Genomic DNA, 14,727 nt, shown 5'->3' with positions numbered 1-14,727 from the left:
ACCCCGTTGACCTCCCCCGTTTGTGTTGGGGGTGGTGGTGGTTCGGCGCCCCCCCATAACCACGACACGCCACAAGTCAACGAGGGGGTCAGGGGACCATGCGGGCCCAGATCCACTTGCCGCCGTTCGGGTCTTGGGTGGCGCCGCAGCGGGACGAGAGGGCCTGGACGATGTGCAGGCCCCAGCCGCCGTTGTCGTCGAATGCCTCCTCGGAGAGGTCGAGGTCTTCGAGGGTGAGCTTGCGGAGCGGCTTCGGGCGCGGGGCGCCGAGGCCGGAGTCCCAGACGGCGATGATGATCCCCTGCGCGTCCCGGCTGAGCTGGAAGCGGATCTCCTTGCGCGGCGTCTCGTGCGCTGCATTCGTGATGAGTTCCGAGACGATGAGAAGTGCATCGTCGAGAATATGGAAATAGTCCCATTTGCGCATCCACGCGTCCGCGAGAGTACGCGCAAGACCCACCGTCGCCGGCGTCCCCAGCAGGGGAATGATCAAATCCCCCGTCGCCGTCATCACCATCGTCCCCTCCTCGCCCACGTTTTCGATTTCTTGTGGCAAGGGTCACGGTCTTGACTTAAAGTTGCACTGTAGTCACGCATAGTGAAAACAGGAGGATCGATGCCCATCGTCCGCGACCCCCTCGACCCCAGGATCTCGATGTGGCACTTCCTGGCCTTCTGCATGCGGTTCTTCCGCGAGAAGATGGGCCTGTCGCTCACCCAGTGCGGCGAGATCATGGGGCTCGCGCGATCGTCTGTTTCCAACCTGGAGTCAGGCAGGCGACGTCCTCAGGACGACCAAATGCGCAAGCTGGACATGGCGTACGGAACCGGCGTCCTCTTTCAAGTCCTGCTCTGGTTCGCACGAATGGCCCACGACCCCGACTGGGGCCGCCAGATCGGCAGGTATGAGGAGGAAGCTGTCTCCATCAAGAGCTACCACGGGCAAGTCATCCCGCTGGCCTTGCAGACGGATGACTACACCTGGGCCTACGTAAGGGCCAGCAAGTTCAAGGACCTCGATGCCAGCATGGCTCGCCGCACGGCCAAGAAGAAGGCGTACTGGGAGAAGGGAGACTCCCTCCTCACCTGGACGGTGCTCGATGAGGCCGTGCTCGCCCGCCCGGTCGGAGGCCGCGAGGCCATGAGGAAACAACTGGAGCACCTGCTCGAACTGGCGGACCTCCAGTACGTGAGCATCCGCATCGTCCCGTTCTCCTCGGGTGAGTACATGGGCGTAGACGGTTGGCTTCAGATCCTCGGTCTGGAGGATCGCGATGTCGGGTACTCCGGCGCACAGAGTGGTGGCCGCTTGATCGAATCGCCTGGCGAAGTCCGGGATCTGTCGATTACGTTCGATCGCATAAGCGTGAAGGCGGCCTCGGAGGAAGCCTCTCGCGAGATCATCAAGCAGTACTTGGAGAGGTACACATGACGGTCCAGTGGCGCAAGAGTTCCCACAGCGGCGGCGCGAACGACGAACAGTGCGTTGAACTGGGGCGCGTCTCGTCCGGCATCGGCGTCCGGGACTCGAAGGACCCGGAGGGTGGGCACCTCGCCCTCACGTCCGCGCAGTTCGCGGACGTCATCCACCAGATCAAGCGGCACGCGGAGCGGTAGGCCATGGCCGTCCACTAGCGCAAGAGCAGTCGCAGCGGCGGTGTCAACGACGAGCACTGCGTTGAAGTGGGACGTCTTGCGCCGGGCGTCGGCGTCGGGGTTCGGGACTCGAAGGATCCGGGCGGAGGCATCTGTCCCTCACGACCGCCGAGTTCGCCGCTCTGCTGACGCGCATCAAGCGCGCACCGTCCGCCTGACGCACCCCCTACAACAGCACCCCCAGACGGCCCGGCGGCATCGGCCCCGGGCCGTCGCGCTATTGCACGGGTCGGCTGCTCTGCGGCTCGTCCGGCCTGCCCGCGCGCACCTCTCCGATGCCCGCCGCACGCCCGTCCCGCCGTCCACGCACCTTGCAAGGCTCCGTCCCACACCGCCTCACCGGCCCGTCCCGCCGTGTATCGCCCGTTGGTTCGTCCGCCTCCAGCGGCGACGTTCGTCGATGAATTCGAGCCACCTCTGATCGTCGGGTCGCCGTGTTCACGGGCTTTTCGCCGGCGCCTCAAGCCTGTGGTGGGAACGTGCCGGGCCTGTGCGTCTGAGAGCCAGTGTCCGCCCTACTACGGTGGTCCTGGTGAACGCCCCCGACGACGGTGTGCTCGCATGGGCCGGGTCTGCCGTTGGTGCGGAGCGGGCCGCCCGGGTCGTCCGGCGCCTCGCCGGCGGGTCGCACGCCGACACGCACTTGCTGGAGACCGGCGCGGGCCGGGCGGTGCTGCGCCGGTTCCCCGTTGGGGACGGCGCCGCCGCGAACGAGGCCCGTACCCTCACGGCGCTCGACGGCCTCGACGGCCTCGCGCCGCGCCTGCTGGCCGCCGACCCGGACGGCGCCCGCACCGGCCGTCCGGCCACGCTGATCAACGTACTGCCGGGACGTCCCGACATCCTGCACGCCGATCCGGGCGCCGCCGCCGCGCGGCTCGGCCGGGCCCTCGCCCGGCTGCACGCCGTCCCGACCGGCGCCCTTACCGGGTTCCCAGCCGGGACCATAAGCCGGTGGACATCATGGTGCAGTGGGTGCGCGTCTACTGGACGAAGGACTCACGCGGAGGACCGGGAGCCGTCCGGCGCGGCCTGCTACCTGCGGCCTTCCCGCTTGCGGAGGCAGAGCCGCCCTTCGTCCACGAAGTGCGGATGCTCGAGTGGAACGGTTTCTCTCCCAGCACGTCCGTCTTCAGCGGCCTCCCGCCGAGATCGCAGGTCGAGATGACCGAATCCGACGGCTGCCTGCGCGTTCTCCCGGCCCGGAACGCACCGGAGTGGGCGCGCAACGGGCTCGACCCCGCCTGGCGGCCCGCACCCGTGGCCATGCGGCCCCGGCAGACCCTTCGCTGGCAGATCAACCACCGCCGCACCACCGAACGCGGCTGGTACTACCGGCTCGACACCCTCAACGTCTCCTACGGCAACCGCACGGCCGAAGTCTTCCTTCACCCGCCGACTCACCGAGTCGACGAACTCTCCCGTCTCTGAACGGCCCGAACTCACTGCACCTCGATGCGCGACGCCTCCGGCGCCACCACCGGCACGGTCGATGCAACCCCGGTATCCGTGCCCGTCGCGCTGCCGACCGCGACGTGCCCGGTCCTGCACCTGACGCTCGGCCCGCTGTATTTCAACCTGCTCGGCAACCTGCTGTGCGTGATCGCCGGCCTGCTCAACGGCGTCGGCGACATCGCCCGGCTCCCCGCACAACCGAACACCCTGCTCGGTTTCACCGGCCAAAATCCCGCAAAAAGACGACCGCGAGCCCCCGTCCCGCCGTGGCCCGTGCCCTGCCCCCCACCAACGCCGCAAGCCCCCCACCAAGCCCGGCGACCGGCAGGATTCTGCAGCTTGAGGGCCCTAAGAACACTTCCCATCCACGGTGCGGCGATCTTCTGGGCCCAGGTGCTGGAGCGTGTGCTCGTAGGCGGCTCGCTCGTGGGCCAGTTCCGCCCAGTCGCCGGGCTCCTCCGCGACCTGGAAGCAGTCCGCGTCCCGCAGGTCCCAGGACGCGGCCTCCACCCAGGTCAGCCGGCGGTACTTGCGCGGCGCCATGCACTGCGAGCCGAAGTCCCAGCCGACCGCCGAGACCGGCTTACCGGCGAACTGCTCGCGGGCACGCTCGACGTAGGTGCTGTGGGTGATCGTGTCGGGATGCAGGAACGACAGATCGAACCCGTTGGCGCCGAGCCCGAACGCTGCGAGGCCGTAGAGGAACGTCGCCTCGACCCCGTGCCGCGCGCAGAACTCGGCGATCCTGGTCGCGCCCAGCAGCGTCCCCGCGAAGGACAGCACGTAGACGCGCCTCAGCGGATGAACGTCCAGGTACCGGCGGAGCGCCGCGACGATCGTCGCCCCGGACGCGACGGTGTCGCCGATGATCAGTACGCCGGCGGGCGCGTCGAGGCAGCAGTAGGGCACCTCGATCCGCGCCGTGTCGTGCGACACCGCGGTGCGCGCCGTGGCGATCATGTTGGTGGGCAGGGTGCGGCCGGTCTCCGCCGCCATGGCCTCACCCAGCTGGTACACGAGCCCTTTGCTGAGGATCATCAGCTCGGCGGTGTCGCCGGACGGGCACTCGTCCGCGATGTGCGCGATGAGATGACGGCTGCAGCGAAGGCAAGTGCGCCGGAAGTCGACGCCCATGAGGTTCCGGTCGAACAGCAGGCTTTCGAGTGCGGCATTGCGGACGATGAAGAGGCGAGGGCCGTCCCGGGCGTCGCCGACGGGCTCGGCGACGCTCTGCCCCGAATCCTCGATCACGTGTCACCGGCTTCCCGCGAAGGGGCGGCCGCCGAGCCGCTCGAGCGCTTCGAGCATCGGCGGGTCGCCCGGCAGGACGTTGTCCCGGTACTCCGTGATGGCCCCGTCCAGCCAGTCGGGCAGGTGGTGCGGTTCCGGCGCCTTCTGCCGGGCGACCTCGGGAAGCCTGCGACCCGCCGACAGGAAGTCGTCGACGACGGCGGAGGCGAGTGCGGCGACGTGGGGGTGCACGTAGTCCCGGACGAGGACGCCGCGGTATTCCAGCTGGTCGGCCCGGTACTTGGAGTTCCGCGGCGCCACGACGATGATCGGCGTGCCGAGAAGGGCCGCGGCCGTCATCTCCACCCCGATCCCGATCCCGCGCCGCTCCCGGGCGTCGACGACGACCGCCGTCGCGACCATGACCTGGTACATGTCACGGCCGAACTGACCCAGCGTGTTGCCCGGATCGGTGATCGGGTCGTCGGGGTTGAGGAAGACGACCCCGCTCGGCGCGGCGCCCTCCGCGACCTCCAGCCGCTCCGCGTCCGACCAGCAGAGCTTCTTCTCGTCGGCGGCACCCTTCGCGATCGAGCCCGAGCAGTACACGGATATGGCGGTCATCATGGTCTCCATGGCGGTGTGTCGGTGCTGGTCGATCCGGCCAGTGCCACCGCGGCCGTCGACACGTTGGACTTGGCTTCCGCGTAGGTCGCGGCGATGCGGAACCTCGCGGCTCCGCGCAGGTTCAGTGCGGCGACGCGCAGCGCGTTCACCGAACCGTCGTCGTAGGCGCGGTCGACGAGGAACCCGAAATCAGGGAGCGATCTCAGCCGCAGCAGTTCGTCCCACTCCGCGAGCCGGTGCACGAACTCGCGTATCCCCAGCCAGTGCAGCAGCAGATCGAGCCGGTGCGCGGAGAGCAGCCTGCCGCGCATGCCGTCGGAGTCCGGGGTGAGCCCGCAGGCCATGTCGCCCATGGGCAGGTCGACGAGGAGGGCCGCGTCCAGGTCGAGCAGGTAGCTGCGCAGGTACGCACGCGACAGGAAGAAGGCGAGCCGGGTCCGTTCGGGCGAGGTGAGGGGCACCGGGAACGTCCGTTCGACGAACCGGGCGATGAACGCCTGGCCTTCGAGCCGCTCCGGAGTCCGCTCCAGGAGGCGTTTCGCGCGTCCCCTCGGCCGGTGCCACCGGTCCGCGGTGCCGCGGACGACGGCGTGCAGGTCTCCGCCCGGCTGGAGTTCCCCGCGCCAGAGGGCCCCGATGTCGACCGCGGTTCCCGCGCCGCTGCGCGGAGCCCACAGGAAGTCCGGGCCGGCGCACGCCCCGCGCAGATCGGTGTGCCGGTACGGATTGACCGCGTCCCGCCGGTATTCGTGGATCTTCATCTCCCGGTAGTCCGCCAGGTCGGGGACCGGTGAGACGTACCGGACGGCCCCGGCGCGCACCAGCGGCTCAAGGCAGCCCAGGAAGACGCGGTACCAGGGGACCTCGAAGATATGGGACGCCGGAATGAGGAGGTACCGCTCGGTGAGCAGGAGAGCCGACCTGGTGTTGGCCAGCGCGTGCGTCAGCACGAGGCTCGCATGCCGGTGAGCGGCGTCCCTGCCGTAACAGGCCAGGACTTCCGGATTCGTGTACTGGACGAACAAGGGCCGTTCTCGCCGGTAACCGGACGACGCCTCGGCCTGCGGCTCCGCTCGCTCGGCCGCCCTGCTCAACAGGGCCGTGACGTAAATGTCCCGGGCCGCCACGAAAGCGTCCCGCCTCGCCCATACCCGTGGGGCGGACGAAGCGCGCTGCGGATCAATGGTCATCGCCGTCGGCGGGCCTTGAAATGTGCTGGTCCCTGCCCGCGATGAAAGCGTTCCGGCCGACGGTCACGTTCTGCGGCACCCGCAAGCCCTGCCAGCGCGGGATCCATGTCGCGCGCACCTCTCGATGTCCACGGCCTCGTGCGATGCCTTGTTTTCGCCTTGAGTATCCTGCATTTATCTGCGATCTTCCAGCGAGACAACGCTCTTTCAGCAACGGCAGCGGCCATTGTCAGGAGCATTTCATGGATTAACGACATGTATCGCCCGCGTTCGGGTGCGGCCGTAACCGAATCGCGTTCACCCACCAAGTCGCGAGGACCTGGGAAGACGAGCCCCCGCCACGCCACCGTCCCATCGGGGTCAGCGACGGTCAATGCCGATGTCAGCGCCGGAAACCAGGCGCCGAGAGAAAGATCACATGCCGCCTGGCGCCCGGCCGTCGATGAGATTCCAGCGAATTCGGACCTCTTGCCTTTCCGGCCCAGGCGGGCGGCGGGTGGCCTATATCGGTCGCCGGTGGGAGCCGCGGGTGATCGGAGGGACGGAGTGCCGGTGGGGTGCGCTTCGTCCCCTCGAGGCGCTGGCGGACGACCTGGTGCGCCTGCACGGGCCGGACGACCGCGCCCTGCGGACCGTTCGGGAGACGCTGGATCGGATGCGGTGAGGTGGCGGAATCCTGCGTCGGGTTGGGGCCGGGGGCGGGCGGGCCGTTACGGTGTTCGGCATGGTCGGAACGGGATTTGTGACGGACGGGGCGGTCGGCGACGGCATCGCCACGGTGGCGGACGACGGGACGGTGCTCGACACCTGGTTCCCCGAGCCGCGGCTCGCCGGGGACGCGGGCAAGGGCACGCGGCGGCTGGACGAGGATGCGGCGCGCGCGGCCTTCGGCGCGGACGTCCGGGTCGGGCGGGACGAGGCGCGGCGGGTCGAGACCGTCGCGGTGCGGACGGAGATCGGCAGCCTCGCCGACCCGCCGGCGGACGCGCACGACGTGTACCTGCGGCTGCACCTGCTGTCGGCGCGGCTCGTCACGCCGCACCGGGTGAACCTGGAGGGGATCTTCGGCCTGCTCGCGACCGTGGTGTGGACGAGCGCCGGGCCGTGCGCGGTGGACGGGTTCGAGCAGGTCCGGACGGCGCTGCGGGCGCGCGGGCAGGTCACGGTGGACGGGGTCGACAAGTTCCCGCGGATGACCGACTACGTCGTGCCGTCCGGGGTGCGGATCGCGGACGCGTCGCGGGTGCGGCTCGGGGCGCACCTGGCGGCGGGCACCACGGTGATGCACGAGGGGTTCGTGAACTTCAACGCCGGCACGCTCGGCGCGTCGATGATCGAGGGCCGGGTGTCGGCGGGCGTGGTCGTCGGCGCGGACTCCGATGTGGGCGGCGGCGCGTCGATCATGGGGACGCTGTCGGGCGGCGGGAAGCAGGTCATCTCGATCGGGGAGCGGTGCCTGCTGGGCGCGAACTCCGGCATCGGCATCTCGCTGGGCGACGACTGCGTGGTGGAGGCGGGCCTGTACGTGACGGCGGGCACGAAGGTGACGCTGCCCGACGGGAGTTCGGTGAAGGCGGCGGAGCTGTCCGGGAGTTCGGGGCTGCTGCTGCGCCGCAACTCCAGCACGGGCGCCGTGGAGGCGCTGCCCCGCAAGGGCGAGACGATCGCGCTGAACACCGACCTGCACACCAACAACTGAAGGCCGCGTGCGGGCCCCTCGGGAGCCCGCACGCGACCCGCGGTCGCCGGCTCGGGCTCAGCGGATGCCGGTTGGCTCCCGGGCGCCGAAATCGGGCGGCACGTCGTCGAGCCGCGGCACGGTGATCCTGCGCAGGTAGCGGTTCAGGACGGGGTGGACGGCGCCGCCGGGCGGGGCGACGAGCCGCAGGGCGCCCCTGGCGGCGCAGACCGTGAAGCGGGCCTTGGTCAGCAGGCTGATGCCGTGCTGGTCGATCGCGTCGACCCCGGTGAGGTCGAGCACGAGGCTCAGGGGGCGGGCGGACAGCACGGTCGTGGTGAGGATGCGCGCCTCGGCGTCCACCACGGTTCCGGCGACCAGCTGCCCCTTCATCATCAGTATCGTCACGCCCTCGCGGGCTTCGGCGGTCGCGGACGGGCTGCCGATCGGCGGCCGGTTCGCCGAGGACCTCGTCCTCGACGCGGCGCAGGCCATCGAGGCCCGCGCACCTCGCATCACCCCGCCCGCCTTCTCCTGATCCGTCCCACTCCGGGGCGGCGTCCCGCATCGCCGTGATCGGTGCGCCGCCCGCCCGGCGGCCTGCGATGATGCGGGCCATGAGCAGGAAGAACACGGCCGGGCCGGACCTCGACGACATCTCGTGGCGGATCATCGAGCAGCTGCAGGAGGACGGCCGGCGCTCCTACGGGGCGATCGCCAAGGTGGTCGGCCTGTCGGAGGCGGCCGTCCGGCAGCGGGTGCAGCGGCTGACCGAGGCGGGCGTCGTGCAGATCGTCGCCGTCACCGACCCGCTGCTGGTCGGCCGGCACCGGCAGGCCATGGTCGGCGTGCGGGTCTCCGGCCCCCTCGAACCGGTCGCGTCCGCGCTGTCCGACATGCCGGAGACGATCTACGTCGTGCTGTGCGCGGGCGGCTTCGACATCCTCTGCGAGATCGTCTGCGACGACGACGCACACCTTGCCGAGGTGCTGGCGTCCCGCATCCGCGCCATCCCCGGCGTCGCGGGCACCGAGACGTTCGTCTACCTCCAGCTCCGCAAGGAGAGCTACCGGTGGGGCACACACTGACCACTAAATCAGTAGCCTTACTTGATCGCTACAACTCGATTAGTGAAACCAGCCTCGTAAGCCGCTAAATTAGTGGCATGACGCAGGTCATCGCCGCTGATCCCGCACGCGCGCTCGTCCACGCCGAACCCGTCCCCTTCTGGCTCGACGACCCCGCGCGCCCCGCGGCGCTGCCCGCCCTCGCCGGCGACGAGCACGCCGACCTCGCCGTCGTCGGCGGCGGCTACTGCGGCCTCTGGACCGCCCTGCTCGCCAAGGAACGCGACCCTGGCCGCGACGTCGTCCTCGTCGAGGCCCGCGAGATCGGCTGGGCCGCGTCCGGACGCAACCGCGGGTTCTGCTCAGCCAGCCTCACCCACGGCTTCGGCAACGGCCTCGCCCGCTGGCCCGCCGAACTCGCCGAACTCGAACGGCTCGGCCTGCGCAACCTCGACGAGATCGAGGACACCCTGCGCCGCCACGGCATCGACTGCGACTGGGAGCGCACCGGCGAGCTCACCGTCGCCACCCGCCCCCACCAGGTCCCCGAACTGCGCGAAGAGGCCGAGGCCATGCGCCGCTACGGCCTGTCCCCCGAATTCCTCGACACCGGCCGGGTCAGGGCCGAGGTCGACTCCCCCACCTACCTCGCCGGCCTCCTCGACCGCGACCGCACCGCCCTCGTCGACCCCGCCCGGCTCGCCTGGGGACTGCGCGAGGCGTGCGTCCGGCTCGGCGTCCGCATCTACGAACGCACCCCCGCCACCTCCCTCGCCGCCCGCGGCCCGAGCATCGTCGTCACCACCGCCTACGGCCGCGTCGTCGCCCGCCGCGTCGCCCTCGCCACCAACGCGTTCCCCTCGCTCGTCCACCGCGTCCGCCCGTACGTCGTCCCCGTCTACGACTACGCGATGGTCACCGAACCGCTGACGGACGCCCAGCTCGCCGCCGTCGGCTGGCGGAACCGGCACGGCATGGCCGACTCCGGCAGCCAGTTCCACTACTACCGGCTCACCGCCGGCAACCGGATCCTGTGGGGCGGCTACGACGCCGTCTACCACTACGGCTCCCGGATGTCGGCGGACCTCGACCAGCGCCCCGACACGTTCCGCGTCCTCGCCGGCAACTTCTTCCGCACGTTCCCGCAGCTCGAAGACGTCCGGTTCACCCACACGTGGGGCGGCGTCATCGACACCTGCACCCGCTTCTCCGCGTTCTTCGGCACCGCCGCGCAAGGCCGCGCCGCCTACGCGCTCGGCTTCACCGGCCTCGGCGTCGGCGCCACCCGCTTCGCCGCCCAGGTCATCCTCGACCGCCTCGACGGCCTCGACACCCCCCGCACCCGCCTCGCCATGGTCCGCACCAAGCCCGTCCCGTTCCCGCCGGAACCGCTGCGCTGGCTCGGCATCGAGCTGACCCGCCGCTCCATGGCCCGCGCCGACCGCAACGGCGGCCGCCGCAACCTCTGGCTCCGCGCCATGGACGCCGCCGGCCTCGGCTTCGACAGCTGACCGTCCCCGCGGGCCGCTTAACGAGAAGAGCCGACGGTCTGCGCCGCCGCACCGGGCGGCGGGGTCGTCACGTCGCCATGAACCTGTGACGCTGGAGGACGAGGGAACGATGAGTTCCGCCCTGGTCGCTGGTCTGCACTTCGACCCGCCGCCAACCGCCAAAGGAGAGCACCATGACCGCCACCTACACCTTCGACGTCTTCTCCAGCCTCGACGGCTTCGGCGCCGCCGGCGGCGACTGGACCGGCTACTGGGGAAAACAGGGCCCCGAGCTCCTCGACCACCGCCTCGCCCTGTACAGCGAGGAGCAGCGGATGGTCTTCGGCGCCAACACCTACCGGGCCTTCACGCAGATCATCGCCTCCAGCGTCGACGGATCCGAGGTGCGCGACCCCTGGGTCAGGCGAATGGTCAACCTGCCGGCGACAGTGGTGTCGACCACGCTGGAAGGTCCCCTCGACTGGCCGGACGCGACCATAGCGAACGGCGACGCCGTCGACGTCGTCGCGCGGCTCAAAGAGGAGTCGGACGTCCCGCTGCGCTCGCACGGCAGCCTCGCGATGAACCGCGCGCTGATGGCCGCCGGCCTCGTCGACCGCGTCCAGGTGACGATCTTCCCCGTGATCACCGGCCGCACCGGCCTGGACCGGATCTTCCAGGACGCTGCCGACTTCGACCTCGAACTGATCGAGCACCGGACCCTCGACCAAGACATCCAGGAGCTCGTCTACCACCCCACCCTGCACGCCTGACCTTTCGGCGCCGACCCACCGATCGTGCAGGCGGAGCGGCCGCAATGGACAGTCGCCGCGCATCAAAGAGCTGCCCCGTGACAGGAGATCCGGCGCGTCAGGCGCTGAGCGCGCCGCAGGCACGTCAGGCGCTGTGCACACGTCGGGCGCTGTGCACACGTCGGGCGCTGTGCACACGTCGGGCGCTGTGCACACGTCGGGCGCTGTGCACACGTCGGGCGCTGAGGGCGCCGCAGACGTGTCGGGCGCCGCAGACGTGTCGGGCGCTGCGGGGGCGTCGTACGCTGCAGGCGCGTCGGGCAGCACGTCAAGCGCGTCGGGCACGTCAAGCACCGCGGGCGTGTCGGGTGCTGCGGGGGGCGTCGTAGGCTGCGGGCACGTCAGGCACGTCAGGCACGTCAGGCGCATCAAGCATCAGTCGCATCAGACGCCGCGCAGGCACATCGGGCGCGTCGGTGGGAGGGGTGTTCGGGTGGTGGGGTGGCGCTTGCGTACGGGGCCGCCCCTCCAAAGTCAAGGGCGCCTTCGGCGTCGCTACGCGATGGACTTCGTCCACCCTTGACTTTGGAGCCTCTGCGGCCCCTGGGCAGGTGATAGGGGCAGGCTCCGCCTGCCCCGCCCCGGGTCGCGCCACCCCACCACCCCCTCCGTCAGGAACCACGAGAACCCAAGGGACGCAGCGGGGGGCACCCGACGACGAGACACGTCGTCGACCTCCGACCGCCCTGCGCGAGACCAGCATCGAGGCCCTGACAACCTGGCTGAAAGACCACAAGCCCGCCGCTTCACCAGCGTCTCCCTCCCCCTCGACGAACGGCTCAGGAGTCGAGGCCCCACCTGTAGATGACGCTGTGCCGCGTGATCACCACGCGTTCATTGCCTCCGATCTCGAGAGCCGCGAGCTGCCGCACCTGCGTCGGGCCCCGGCTCTGGACGGTTCCGACCTCACAGCCCGTGGCCATGAAAGAAGGGTCGCCGACCCCGACGGCGGAGTCCAAGACGCGTTGCGATCGGCGGCGCGTTGGTGTCGTCCGGCGCCCACACCTACGCCTGACCGCTCTCGCCGCCCGCCACCGCCCGCCGCCCCGACCGCAGGTCCGCCGACCGGGCCAGCGCGACACTCCCGGGCCGGTTCCCGCATCCCGGGCTTCCCGTCAACCCATCCGCCGCCTGGTGCGCACAGGCCCCGGACACCCACCATCCTGTCGCAGCGGCCCGCGATCAGCACGAGGACGGACCCGTGGGGGCCTCCTCCTCGTTCACTTCTCGCAGCACCTCGCCGCTTCGCAGGCCCATGGCTGCCACACAGCCGACGTCGGGATCGTCCTCGCCGGGGCACTACTCGAAGGCGCCCGAAGCAGCGGCCTGGTCCAACGCCGGTTCCCAGATCCACGCGGGCGGCGTCGGCGTCCGCCGACCCCACCGCCCGCCCTTGCGACACCGCCGGTACGTCCAGTTCGCCGCGTGGATCTACGTGCAGCCCGGTCACAGGGCATCGGCCGGAGTCGCGATGGAGGACCGCGCGGCCGGCTCAGGACCCGGGGGCTGTGATGCCGCCGACCACGGGTGGCGCCCGATCGGCGGTACTCCAGGCGCAGGGCCAGGCAGCCCGGCCTCGACGGTGACCCATTGGCCCACTGGCCCACTGGTGTGCGGTGCGGGCGGGGCGGTGTGGGTATGCCGAGGCTGCCCGTGACCGGGTGGTTCGGGGCGGGGCTCGCCGGTCACGGCGGTCACGGCGGTCATGCCGGCAGTGGTTACGCGATCCGGTTGAGGGGGCCATCGGGTGGGCCGGTGCCGTCCGGTGGCCCGGTCGTCCCTCGGGTATCGGCCGGTGGCGTGTCAGGTGCCACCGCCCCGCTAAAAGGCCGTTCGGCGGTCGTCCAGGCGTCAGGCCAGGCGGCCCGGCCTGGGTGGTGATCCGCGCGGTGTGGTCCGGTGTGCGCATGCCGAGTCCGCCCGGGACCCAAGTGGATCCGGGCGGGCTCGGCGGTCACGCCGGTGGAATGGATCAGGCGGCCCAGTCGAGGGGGTCGTCGGGTGGGCCGGTGCCGCCGGGTGGTCCCGTCCCTGTTCTGGTTCGGGCGTGGGCCGGTGGGAGCAGCCGGTAGACGTACCGCCCGTCGGGATCCTTGCTGATGTGGATCTGGTCGGGGCTGGTGTGCTTGAACCGGTTGTGCCATCCGCAGGTCAGGGCGAGTTGGTCGATGTCGGTGGGACTGTTGCCGAGTGCCCATCCGTGGACGTGGTCGACCTCGCACAGCGTGCCCGGCATCTCGCATCCCCGCACCGCGCAGGAGGGGTACAGGGTTTCGAGGACTTGGCGTTGCGCAGCACTCGCGAACCGTTCCCGGTAGCCCAGGTAGAGCGGGGTGTTCCCGCGTCCGAGCAGGAGGGGTGAGACTCCGGCTGCTAGGGCGATGCGGCGGGCTTGGGCGGCCGGGATCGGCGTCCCATCAGTGAGGCGGGCGGGGGCGTTGCCGCCGGTCAGTGTCTCCAGGTCGCAGATCACGGTGACCTTGGAGGCCTTGTGCCCGCCCGACAGCACACTCGACAGCGCCGCCGCCGTCCGCTCCGCCACGTCCCGGCGGTCATCGGGCCCCGCCGGCTTGGCCAACGGAGCGAGCGTCCCGTCCCAGATCGCCGCGTCCTCGGGGTTCAGCCACCCCTTCACATACCGGCCGCCGTCCAGCGACCGCGTCGTGGTCAACCACGACCTGGCATAACCCCGCTTGGTGTCCTCATCCGGGGCGTCCTCGGTGCCATCACGCTCGGCGATGACATCACGGATCCGGCGGCCGAACGCGGCGACCTTCCCGGCCGAGAACCCCTGATCGGCCATCCCCAGCAGCATGGTCTCGGCTCGGGCGCAGTCGGTGTCATCGAGGCGGGCGACCGAGTCGGCCACCGTGGTCGCGTACCCGTAGGACAGCTCCCCGGCCGCCAACCGCTCGGCGACCAGCGGGAGGCGGTGGCGCTGGCGGGCCAGGGTGAGACGCTCCTTGGCGCGGCTCTCCCGCATCCCCAGCCGGGACCGCAGCCACGCCCGCGTGGAGGGATACCCCCACCGGGCCTGCTCCCCGGCGGCATCCACCCGCCCGATGAACCCGGCCAGCACGCTTTCCTGCATATCTGCGGCTGCGGAAAGAGTCTCGGCGAGTTCCAGACACGCGGCGGCCGAGTCGGGCGCTTCGCGTTGGGCGAGTTCAGTGGCGATGACCGAGAGCGCGTTCACCAATTGCGTGGTGGACGCGGCCTCAAGATCGACCGTCACTGAATGCATACCTGAATACTACCCGATGTGACCGACATTTGCGAGTGGAAAGCAGCGATCGGGGGCCAGATATTTCGTCGCTTCGTGGGACCGGTCGACCGATTGGGCGACCTTTCTTGAATATGTTTCACATTGGTTTTCTCGTCGACGCGGGGGGGTGGGCCGCTCGGCTGTTGGTTGTCTTGGTTGGTTGCGGAGGGGGGTGGGGGGGGGGGGGGGGCCCCGGGGGGGGGGGGGGGGGGGGGGGGGCGGGCCGCCCCCCCCCCCCGGCCGCGCCCGCCCCCCCC

General features: G+C 70.6%; 15 protein-coding genes and 2 pseudogenes. 10 read left to right on the top strand and 7 right to left on the bottom strand.

Annotated features, from left to right (window positions below; translation table 11 throughout):
• Positions 1-88: 88 nt before the first annotated feature.
• On the bottom strand, positions 89-517 hold the full coding sequence (locus tag F8568_RS20020; protein ID WP_151595104.1) for an ATP-binding protein: 429 nt from the start codon (positions 515-517) through the stop codon (positions 89-91).
• A gap of 99 nt (positions 518-616) precedes the next feature.
• Here F8568_RS20020 and F8568_RS20015 point away from each other — a divergent pair, with 99 nt between their 5' ends.
• The 5 genes and pseudogenes from F8568_RS20015 (at position 617) to F8568_RS48345 (ending at position 3,087) form a co-directional block, all read left to right on the top strand.
• The gene (locus F8568_RS20015) at positions 617-1,432 is read left to right on the top strand and encodes a helix-turn-helix domain-containing protein (RefSeq protein ID WP_151595103.1); all 816 of its coding nucleotides are present in this window, start codon (positions 617-619) and stop codon (positions 1,430-1,432) included.
• A complete protein-coding gene (locus F8568_RS20010) occupies positions 1,429-1,617 on the top strand; it encodes a DUF397 domain-containing protein (RefSeq protein ID WP_151595102.1) in 189 nt (62 codons plus the stop codon). The genes F8568_RS20015 and F8568_RS20010 overlap by 4 nt, the downstream gene beginning before the upstream one ends.
• Positions 1,618-1,647: 30 nt before the next feature.
• Positions 1,648-1,785, top strand: a pseudogene (locus F8568_RS48350) (DUF397 domain-containing protein); the annotation flags it as partial.
• 361 nt (positions 1,786-2,146) lie between these two features.
• Positions 2,147-2,581 (top strand): annotated as a pseudogene (locus tag F8568_RS51070) (phosphotransferase); the annotation flags it as partial.
• A 29-nt stretch (positions 2,582-2,610) separates the two neighbouring features.
• On the top strand, positions 2,611-3,087 hold the full coding sequence (locus tag F8568_RS48345; protein WP_236008954.1) for a hypothetical protein: 477 nt from the start codon (positions 2,611-2,613) through the stop codon (positions 3,085-3,087).
• Between the two features lie 372 nt (positions 3,088-3,459).
• Here F8568_RS48345 and F8568_RS19990 read toward each other — a convergent pair whose 3' ends face one another.
• From F8568_RS19990 to F8568_RS19980, 3 genes are read right to left on the bottom strand one after another with little or no spacing between them, the layout of a single operon-like run.
• A complete protein-coding gene (locus tag F8568_RS19990) occupies positions 3,460-4,362 on the bottom strand; it encodes a hypothetical protein (RefSeq protein ID WP_151595100.1) in 903 nt (300 codons plus the stop codon).
• 3 nt (positions 4,363-4,365) lie between these two features.
• Entirely contained in the window at positions 4,366-4,968 is a 603-nt protein-coding gene (locus F8568_RS19985) for a hypothetical protein (RefSeq protein ID WP_151595099.1), read from the bottom strand.
• Positions 4,965-6,095: a hypothetical protein gene (locus tag F8568_RS19980; RefSeq protein ID WP_151595098.1), complete on the bottom strand. Its 1,131-nt coding sequence runs from the start codon at positions 6,093-6,095 to the stop codon at positions 4,965-4,967. The genes F8568_RS19985 and F8568_RS19980 overlap by 4 nt, the downstream gene beginning before the upstream one ends.
• Positions 6,096-6,687: 592 nt before the next feature.
• Between F8568_RS19980 and F8568_RS49690 the strand changes: the two genes are divergently transcribed.
• Positions 6,688-6,822, top strand: a complete 135-nt coding sequence (locus F8568_RS49690) for a hypothetical protein (RefSeq protein ID WP_268896319.1) — start codon at positions 6,688-6,690, stop codon at positions 6,820-6,822.
• Between the two features lie 60 nt (positions 6,823-6,882).
• Positions 6,883-7,857: a 2,3,4,5-tetrahydropyridine-2,6-dicarboxylate N-succinyltransferase gene (dapD, locus tag F8568_RS19975; protein ID WP_151595097.1), complete on the top strand. Its 975-nt coding sequence runs from the start codon at positions 6,883-6,885 to the stop codon at positions 7,855-7,857.
• 57 nt (positions 7,858-7,914) lie between these two features.
• Here dapD and F8568_RS19970 read toward each other — a convergent pair whose 3' ends face one another.
• Positions 7,915-8,352, bottom strand: coding sequence for an STAS domain-containing protein (locus F8568_RS19970; RefSeq protein WP_151595096.1), 438 nt, complete (start codon positions 8,350-8,352; stop codon positions 7,915-7,917).
• A 101-nt stretch (positions 8,353-8,453) separates the two neighbouring features.
• On the opposite strand from F8568_RS19970, the gene F8568_RS19965 reads away from it, so the two are divergent.
• From F8568_RS19965 to F8568_RS19955, 3 genes are all read left to right on the top strand, one after another.
• Entirely contained in the window at positions 8,454-8,924 is a 471-nt protein-coding gene (locus tag F8568_RS19965) for an Lrp/AsnC family transcriptional regulator (RefSeq protein WP_236008953.1), read from the top strand.
• A gap of 77 nt (positions 8,925-9,001) precedes the next feature.
• Positions 9,002-10,414: an NAD(P)/FAD-dependent oxidoreductase gene (locus F8568_RS19960; protein WP_151595095.1), complete on the top strand. Its 1,413-nt coding sequence runs from the start codon at positions 9,002-9,004 to the stop codon at positions 10,412-10,414.
• A gap of 173 nt (positions 10,415-10,587) precedes the next feature.
• Entirely contained in the window at positions 10,588-11,166 is a 579-nt protein-coding gene (locus tag F8568_RS19955) for a dihydrofolate reductase family protein (protein ID WP_151595094.1), read from the top strand.
• An 818-nt stretch (positions 11,167-11,984) separates the two neighbouring features.
• Here F8568_RS19955 and F8568_RS19950 read toward each other — a convergent pair.
• The gene (locus tag F8568_RS19950; RefSeq protein WP_160573671.1) at positions 11,985-12,128 is read right to left on the bottom strand and encodes a hypothetical protein; all 144 of its coding nucleotides are present in this window, start codon (positions 12,126-12,128) and stop codon (positions 11,985-11,987) included.
• Positions 12,129-13,177: 1,049 nt separating this feature from the next.
• On the bottom strand, positions 13,178-14,449 hold the full coding sequence (locus F8568_RS19945; RefSeq protein ID WP_151595093.1) for an HNH endonuclease signature motif containing protein: 1,272 nt from the start codon (positions 14,447-14,449) through the stop codon (positions 13,178-13,180).
• Positions 14,450-14,727: the final 278 nt, after the last annotated feature.

The organism is Actinomadura physcomitrii (genome assembly GCF_008923205.2).
GTDB lineage: Bacteria > Actinomycetota > Actinomycetes > Streptosporangiales > Streptosporangiaceae > Spirillospora > Spirillospora physcomitrii.
Note: the sequence above shows the minus strand (reverse complement) of the source record. Positions and strands in the feature narration are given on the sequence as shown.